The following is a 7,027-nucleotide window of genomic DNA, read 5'->3' on the forward strand; positions in this document are numbered from 1 at the left end:
GGCCGGCAAAGAGAAGTAAGTGCCCGCCCCGCACAGGGGCGACGCTAATAAACCAATAAGAAAGCAAGGAAAGGCCAACGCCGTAGGCGCACAGACAAACAAGCGCCGCGAAGGTAAAACCAAAACCAAAACCAAACCCCACGCCACCAGGCACCCCCCCCGCCCGAATGGGCAAAAACCAGAGATAGCCCTCAATAACCCTTCTTTTCGACCCATCGCGCCGCAGGCAAATAAACAACAATCACCATCACCAGCACTAAAGGCAAGTAAAGCAAACCTCATGGCAGCCACGACCGCAAACCAGCAAGCCGCGCCCGCTTCCCCGGGCCCCTTGAAGCGCATCATCCTGATCGTCCTCATCGCGATCATCGCCGCAGGCGCTGCCGGCGCGGGTGTGTGGTTCTTCATGTCCAAGCGTGGCCCCGCGCCCGCATCAGCGGGAGTCGCCAGCGCACCAGCGCCATTAGCCGTGCCGCTCTTCTTCCCGCTCGAATCGATGACAGTCAACCTGCAATCGGACGACGGTCAGCAACACTTCCTGCGGATCGGCCTGACGCTCAAGCTCAACGACCCGAAAACCCAGCAGGAACTCTCCGACCATATGCCGGAAGTGCGTAGCCGCATTCTCCTCGCGCTGTCGAACAAACACCCGGAAGAACTCGCACCGCTCGAAGGCAAACGCGCGCTGGCCACCGAACTCCAGACGCTGATCGAAGAGCCGACCGATAAGGGCGCCGCGCCGATCCACGTCCAGGACGTGCTGTTCACCGAATTCGTCGTGCAGTGAACTCATTTCGCGCTGCCATCATTAACCGCCGGACGCACGAGGAATAAGGAATGGGCCACGAAGAGTTCATGTCCCAGGAGGAGGTCGATGCCCTCCTCAAGGGCGTCACCGGCGAGTCCGACTCGGTCGCCGAACAGACCGACCGCTCAGGCGTACGTCCGTACAACATCGCGACGCAGGAACGCATCGTCCGCGGCCGGATGCCCGGCCTCGAAATCATCAATGACCGCTTCGCGCGGCTGTTGCGCGTCGGTATCTTCAACTTCATGCGGCGCTCTGCGGAAATCTCCGTCGGCCCGGTGAAGGTGCTGAAGTACAGCGAGTTCACCCGCAATCTGCCGATCCCGACCAATCTGAACCTGGTCCATGTGAAGCCGTTGCGCGGCACGTCGCTGTTCGTGTTCGACCCGAATCTGGTGTTCTTCGTGGTCGATAACCTGTTCGGCGGCGATGGGCGTTTCCATACCCGCGTCGAAGGCCGCGATTTCACGGCTACCGAGCAGCGCATCATCATGAAGCTGCTCAATCTCACGTTCGAGCACTACGCGGCGTCGTGGAAAAGCGTGCGCCCGCTGCAATTCGAATTCGTGCGCTCGGAAATGCACACGCAATTCGCCAACGTGGCGACGCCGAACGAAATCGTCATCGTCACGCAGTTCTCGATCGAGTTCGGCACGACAGGCGGCACGCTCCACATCTGCATGCCGTATTCGATGATCGAACCGATTCGCGACATTCTCTCGTCGCCGATCCAGGGTGAGGCGCTCGAAGTCGACCGTCGCTGGGTCCGCGTGTTGTCGCAGCAGGTCCAGGCAGCCGAAGTGGAATTGACCGCCGACCTCGCACAGGTGCCGGTCACGTTCGAACAGATCCTGAACATGCGCAAGGGCGATGTTCTGCCGATCAACATCCCCGAACACATCACGGCGAAAGTCGATGGCGTGCCGGTGATGGAATGCGGCTACGGAATTTTCAATGGTCAGTATGCGTTGCGGGTCCAGAAAATGGTCAGCGCAGCCGACACGATGAAGGAAGGTGGATATGAGTGACCTGAACGCAAAGACTGAGGCCGAACTGGCCGCCGGCGAGCCGCAGTTGGCCGCCGACGCAGCCGGCGCCGAAGACGAAGCGGCGATGGCCGACTGGGCCAGCGCGCTGGCCGAGCAGAACGACAACACGGAAGTCAGCCCGACTACCGCAGGCGTGTTCCAGCCGCTCTCGAAGGTCGAACCGACCTCGACGCGCAACGACATCGACATGATCCTGGACATTCCCGTCCAGATGACGGTCGAACTCGGCCGCACCAAAATCGCGATCCGCAACCTGCTGCAACTCGCGCAGGGCTCGGTCGTGGAACTGGATGGCCTGGCGGGTGAACCCATGGACGTGCTGGTCAACGGCTGCCTGATCGCCCAGGGCGAAGTGGTCGTCGTGAACGACAAGTTCGGTATTCGTCTGACCGACATCATCACGCCGTCCGAACGCATCCGGAAGCTGAATCGATGAAACGTGTTGCCGGTCGCGCCGCATTGCATCTGTCACATGCGTCACATGTGTCACGTGCGTCGCACAATGTTCTCCATCGCGCTGGACTCACGGCGACCGTAGCAACGACAGCGGCTACGTCGGCGCTGATGTTCGTACTGATCCCGGTGGCGACATTCGCACCATCGGCCGCGCACGCAGCCGACATGAACGCGGTCAACAACGCCGCGAAAATCGCGTCAGGTGTAGGCGCAGGCACGGCCGTTCCGGCGCTCGGCGTCGGCGCGGTGTTGCAGACCATCGTCGGCTTGCTGGTGGTGATCGGTCTGGTGTTCGCCTGTGCATGGCTCGCGCGCCGTTTCGGCTTGCAACCGGCCAATCGCGGCGGCCTCGTGAAGACAATCGGCGGCGCCTCGCTCGGCGGCAAGGAGCGGGTCGCCGTGGTCGAGATCGGCGATACGTGGCTCGTGCTCGGCACGGCGCCTGGCAATGTGCGTCTGCTGCATACGATGCCCGCCGGTTCGGCCGCGGATCCGGTCGCAGGCACGCAACCGGCCACACCAGGCGCGTCGGGTGTATCGGATGCATCGGGTGCGTCAGTTAAAGGCGCAGCGTTGCCCGGCACCTTCGGCCAACGCTTTCGGGATGCTTTAAAAGGCGAAGTGGGCAAACGTTTCAATGGGCAAGGCAGCGGGGATCGGTAATGCAGTTCAGTATTCAATCAGTGCAATCAGTACGTCGCGCGCACGCCACTCGTATGTCTTGCGCCGCCGCGAAGGTCATTGCCGTCCTGCGCCGTGTCGCGCCAGTCGTTTTGCCGGCGCTGATGCTCGCGCTGCCGACGCTGTCGTTCGCGCAAGCCGCCGGCTTGCCGGCCTTCAACACGAGCCCGGGCCCGAACGGCGGCACGACCTATTCGCTGAGCGTGCAGACGATGCTGCTGCTCACGATGCTGTCTTTCCTGCCGGCGATGGTGCTGATGATGACGAGCTTCACGCGCATCATCATCGTGTTGTCGTTGCTGCGCCAGGCGCTCGGCACGACCACTACGCCGCCTAACCAGGTGCTGGTCGGTCTCGCGCTGTTTCTCACGCTGTTCGTGATGTCTCCGGTGCTGGACAAGGCCTATACCGACGGCTACAAACCGTTCTCCGACGGCACCATCCCGATGGAAACGGCGGTCAGCCGCGGCCTCGCCCCGTTCAAGACGTTCATGCTGCGCCAGACCCGCGAAAGCGATCTCGCACTGTTTGCCCGCATCTCGCACGCCGCGCCGATGCAAGGGCCGGAAGACGTGCCGCTGTCGCTGCTGGTGCCGTCGTTCGTGACGAGCGAACTGAAAACGGGCTTCCAGATCGGCTTCACGATTTTCATCCCGTTCCTGATCATCGACATGGTGGTGGCGAGCGTGCTGATGTCGATGGGGATGATGATGGTGTCGCCCGCCACGATCTCGCTGCCGTTCAAGCTGATGCTGTTCGTGCTGGTCGACGGGTGGCAATTACTGCTTGGCTCGCTCGCACAGAGCTTTGTTTAACCGGGTCACTGAGCTGCATCACTCAACCCTTCACGCTTCCGGTACTACGCCATGAATCAGGAATCCGTCATGACGCTCGCGCACCAGGCCATGTATGTTGGCCTGCTGCTTGCCGCGCCGTTGCTGCTGGTCGCGCTGGTGGTCGGTCTGGTGGTGAGCCTGTTCCAGGCCGCCACACAGATCAACGAAACCACGCTGTCGTTCATTCCGAAGCTGCTCGCGATCGCCGTCACCATGGTGATCGCAGGTCCGTGGATGTTGACGACCATGCTCGACTATCTGCGCCAGACGCTCACCAACATCCCCTCGCTCGTCAACTGAGCGCGGCCCCGGCCTCCGCTCGGCGCTTCCGCCCTCTCCCACCGTCATGTTCTCCGTCACCTACGCACAACTGAACGCCTGGCTCACGGCGTTCCTGTGGCCGTTCGTGCGGATCCTCGCGCTGGTGGCGACTGCGCCGGTGCTCGGCAACCGTTCGTTGCCGATGCGGGTGAAGATCGGCCTCGCGGCCTTCATCACCATCATCGTCGCGCCCACGCTCGGCGCACTGCCGCAGGTCACGGTGTTTTCCGCCGAAGGCGTATGGATCATCATCAACCAGTTCCTGATCGGCATCGCGCTCGGCATGACAATGCAGATCGTGTTTCAGGCGATCAGCGCCACGGGCGATTTCGTCGGTCTTGGCATGGGCCTCGGCTTCGCGACATTTTTTGATGCGCAGGCCAGCAGCTCGAGCCAGGTGCTATCGAGCTACATGAACACGATCGCGATGCTGGTGTTTCTGGTGATCGACGGCCATTTGCAGATGATCAGCGCGCTACTGGCCACCTTCCAGTCGGTGCCGGTATCGGCGAACATTCTGGGCGCGCCCGGCTGGCGCACACTGGCGAATTTCGGCAGCACGGTGTTTTCGGCAGGCCTTCTGCTGTCGCTGCCGGTGGTTGTCGCACTCCTGATCACCAATCTCGCGCTCGGCATCCTGAACCGCGCCGCGCCGCAAATCGGTGTGTTCCAGATTGGCTTTCCGCTGACGATGCTAATCGGCATGCTGCTCCTGCAACTGATGATCCCGAACATGATTCCGTTCTTCATGCGCCTGTTCGACGTCGGCATCGATCAGATGGGGCGTGTGGCGGCGGGGTTTAAGTAGCATCATTTCCAGACCGGCAAGATTGGCCGCGATAGCCACGCGAGCAACGTGTGCCGCTCACGCATTGTGAGCCACGCATCGGCCATCTGAAACAAAGAAGGGCGGAACCGGCTCACACCGGCTTCCGCCCTTCTTTGCTTCGAACTACCCGTCTGCCTAGTTCAGGTACTGGAACAGCGAAACACTCTGAATCTTCACAAACGCCTGCTGCGCCGCCTGAAGCGCGTTTTGCGTCATCGTGTACTGGCCGATCGTCTTGGCCATGTCGGTTTGGGTCAGATCCGCCAGGTTGCTCGCCGTCTGCAACGTGTTGGTCTGCGTGACGGTCTGCAATGCCTGCACTTCCTGCTCGCGGCCACCCACCGCTGCCTGCGCGGTCACGACATTGTTCATCGTGTTTTCGAGCTGGGTCATGCTGGTGGTCAGCGCGCTCTGGAAACTGGCCGTCGAGGCGCCGCCCGACACCGGCGTTTGCAACGTGGTGATCAACTGGTTCAGATTGGCGAACACATCCGTGCTGCCTTGCGTGGCCGGCGTCACCGTGAAGCTGTCGCCCGCGTTCGGCGCGCCGGTGATGTTCACCGTCTGGCCACCGAGCGTAATCGCCGAGCCGGCCGTGAACGTTTGCGGTGCGCTCGTGGTCACCGCCCCGGTCGCGGGATTGGTCTGGCTCACCGTGTAGGTGGTTCCCGACGAGAAAGCGATCTTGTACGTGTCCGCGTTGGCCGGATTGGTCGGGTTCGTCAGGCTCACGGTGCTGATCACGCCCGTGCCCGTGTTGCCCGTCGTCGCGGCCGGTACCGAACTGGTACCGATCGACGCAACACTGCCGAAGATCGCGATACCGTTGTCGCCGGTCTGAATCGTGTGCGAGGAGGTGATCTGCATGGCAGGCGTGCCGGTGTCGCCCGAATAGGTCACGACGCCGGCCGAGTTGGTGGTGTACGGCTGCGCAGTGCTTTGATAACCGCCGAACAAGGCGTTGCCTTGCGGGTCGGTCGCATTGGCGAGCGTCATCAACTGGCTGCGCAAGCTCTGCAATTGCGTCGCGATCGAGCCGCGGTCGCCGTCGTTCAGCGAACCGTCGCCGGCGCTCAGCACCAGCGTGTGAATGCTTTGCAGCACCGTATTGACGCTGCCGAGCGTCGAATCTTCCTGTTGCAGCGACGCGAGCGCGGAAGTCTGATTGGTCGTGTACTGCGACAGGCTCGTTGCCGTCGAGCTCAACAGCACCGCCTGCGCCGCGCCGAGCGGATTGTCCGACGGCGTGGAGAGGCTGACACCGCTCGAGATCTCTTGATACAACTGCGACAACTGAGCTTGCTGATCGCTCATCGTTGCCACGTTCATGTTGAAGTACTGCATGCTTGAGATGCGCATGTTCAACGCCTCACTGGAAGATGCCGAGTATCGTCTGGAACAGGGTCTGCGCAGTCTGGATGACCTTGCTGTTCGCCTGATAGAGCTGCTGATACTGAAGCAGGTTGGCTGCTTCTTCGTTAATGTTCACGCCCGAGACCGACTGCTGCGCGGTGGTGATCTGCGTCACCAGCGAGGTCTGCGCCGTGCTCGAAGTCTGAATCTGGTTGGTCTGGTTGCCGATCTGGTTGACGTAGTTTGCATACGCGCCCGCCAGCGTGACCGTGCCGCCGCCCAGTGCCTTCGCCGCGGACAGGTTCGACAGTGCCAGCGCATTGCGCCCGTCATTGCTCGCGCCGGTGTTCGGGCCGATGGTGAACGTGTCGCCGGCGGCCGGTGCGCCGCTGATTGTCACCGAGACGTTGTTCATCTGGCCAGCGGTCGTGTTGCTGATCGTCAGCGCCGCACCCGTGCTCGACGAATACGGCACCACGGTGGTCGCGTCGGTGATCGGATACGTGGTCGAGGGCGAACCCGCCACCGTCACCGTCGATCCTGCGGGGAAGCCGGACAGCCCGGTGCCGTTGTACGACAGCGTGGTGGTCGCATTCGGCATCGTGTAGCCGGCCGTCACCGTGCCTTGCGTGATCGTGCCGGTACCGGTATTGCTCGCCGTTGCGGCGCCGAGCACCGGTGCCGCGGCGGCGAG

At 62.1% G+C, this 7,027-nt stretch carries 10 protein-coding genes; 7 read left to right on the top strand and 3 right to left on the bottom strand.

What is annotated here, in order from left to right; all coding sequences use genetic code 11:
• A partial coding sequence (locus PQQ52_RS34400; RefSeq protein ID WP_408221462.1) for a hypothetical protein occupies positions 1-241 on the bottom strand: 241 nt, incomplete at its 3' end.
• A 39-nt stretch (positions 242-280) separates the two neighbouring features.
• On the opposite strand from PQQ52_RS34400, the gene fliL reads away from it, so the two are divergent.
• The 7 genes from fliL to fliR are packed head-to-tail and all read left to right on the top strand — an operon-like array spanning position 281 to position 4,959.
• On the top strand, positions 281-787 hold the full coding sequence (gene fliL, locus PQQ52_RS34405; protein ID WP_325043813.1) for a flagellar basal body-associated protein FliL: 507 nt from the start codon (positions 281-283) through the stop codon (positions 785-787).
• A gap of 50 nt (positions 788-837) precedes the next feature.
• A complete protein-coding gene (gene fliM / locus PQQ52_RS34410; RefSeq protein ID WP_408221464.1) occupies positions 838-1,836 on the top strand; it encodes a flagellar motor switch protein FliM in 999 nt (332 codons plus the stop codon).
• On the top strand, positions 1,829-2,293 hold the full coding sequence (gene fliN / locus PQQ52_RS34415; RefSeq protein ID WP_408221466.1) for a flagellar motor switch protein FliN: 465 nt from the start codon (positions 1,829-1,831) through the stop codon (positions 2,291-2,293). The genes fliM and fliN overlap by 8 nt, the downstream gene beginning before the upstream one ends.
• Positions 2,290-2,976, top strand: a complete 687-nt coding sequence (fliO, locus tag PQQ52_RS34420) for a flagellar biosynthetic protein FliO (RefSeq protein WP_408221468.1) — start codon at positions 2,290-2,292, stop codon at positions 2,974-2,976. The genes fliN and fliO overlap by 4 nt, the downstream gene beginning before the upstream one ends.
• 53 nt (positions 2,977-3,029) lie before the next feature.
• A complete protein-coding gene (gene fliP / locus PQQ52_RS34425) occupies positions 3,030-3,809 on the top strand; it encodes a flagellar type III secretion system pore protein FliP (RefSeq protein WP_408221470.1) in 780 nt (259 codons plus the stop codon).
• A gap of 51 nt (positions 3,810-3,860) precedes the next feature.
• Positions 3,861-4,130: a flagellar biosynthesis protein FliQ gene (gene fliQ / locus PQQ52_RS34430; RefSeq protein ID WP_093640874.1), complete on the top strand. Its 270-nt coding sequence runs from the start codon at positions 3,861-3,863 to the stop codon at positions 4,128-4,130.
• A 46-nt stretch (positions 4,131-4,176) separates the two neighbouring features.
• Positions 4,177-4,959 carry a flagellar biosynthetic protein FliR gene (fliR, locus tag PQQ52_RS34435; RefSeq protein WP_408221471.1) on the top strand — a complete coding sequence of 261 codons (783 nt, stop codon included), beginning with the start codon at positions 4,177-4,179 and terminating at the stop codon, positions 4,957-4,959.
• 156 nt (positions 4,960-5,115) lie between these two features.
• Here the strand turns inward: fliR and flgL are convergent, their stop codons facing one another.
• Positions 5,116-6,339, bottom strand: coding sequence for a flagellar hook-associated protein FlgL (gene flgL, locus PQQ52_RS34440; RefSeq protein WP_408221473.1), 1,224 nt, complete (start codon positions 6,337-6,339; stop codon positions 5,116-5,118).
• Positions 6,340-6,349: 10 nt separating this feature from the next.
• On the bottom strand, positions 6,350-7,027 hold a 678-nt coding region (locus tag PQQ52_RS34445), incomplete at its 5' end, for a flagellar basal body rod C-terminal domain-containing protein (RefSeq protein WP_408221475.1).

The organism is Paraburkholderia sediminicola, from assembly GCF_046030555.1.
In the GTDB taxonomy this organism is placed as follows: Bacteria; Pseudomonadota; Gammaproteobacteria; order Burkholderiales; family Burkholderiaceae; genus Paraburkholderia; species Paraburkholderia sediminicola_E.

Bases quoted from the DNA above. Each gene is read 5' to 3' on its own strand.
- fliL (WP_325043813.1), top strand. From the start codon at position 281: ATGGCAGCCACGACCGCAAACCAGCAAGCCGCGCCCGCTTCCCCGGGC.
- fliM (WP_408221464.1), top strand. From the start codon at position 838: ATGGGCCACGAAGAGTTCATGTCCCAGGAGGAGGTCGATGCCCTCCTC.
- fliN (WP_408221466.1), top strand. From the start codon at position 1,829: ATGAGTGACCTGAACGCAAAGACTGAGGCCGAACTGGCCGCCGGCGAG.
- fliO (WP_408221468.1), top strand. From the start codon at position 2,290: ATGAAACGTGTTGCCGGTCGCGCCGCATTGCATCTGTCACATGCGTCA.
- fliP (WP_408221470.1), top strand. From the start codon at position 3,030: ATGTCTTGCGCCGCCGCGAAGGTCATTGCCGTCCTGCGCCGTGTCGCG.
- fliQ (WP_093640874.1), top strand. From the start codon at position 3,861: ATGAATCAGGAATCCGTCATGACGCTCGCGCACCAGGCCATGTATGTT.
- fliR (WP_408221471.1), top strand. From the start codon at position 4,177: ATGTTCTCCGTCACCTACGCACAACTGAACGCCTGGCTCACGGCGTTC.
- flgL (WP_408221473.1), bottom strand. From the start codon at position 6,339: ATGCGCATCTCAAGCATGCAGTACTTCAACATGAACGTGGCAACGATG.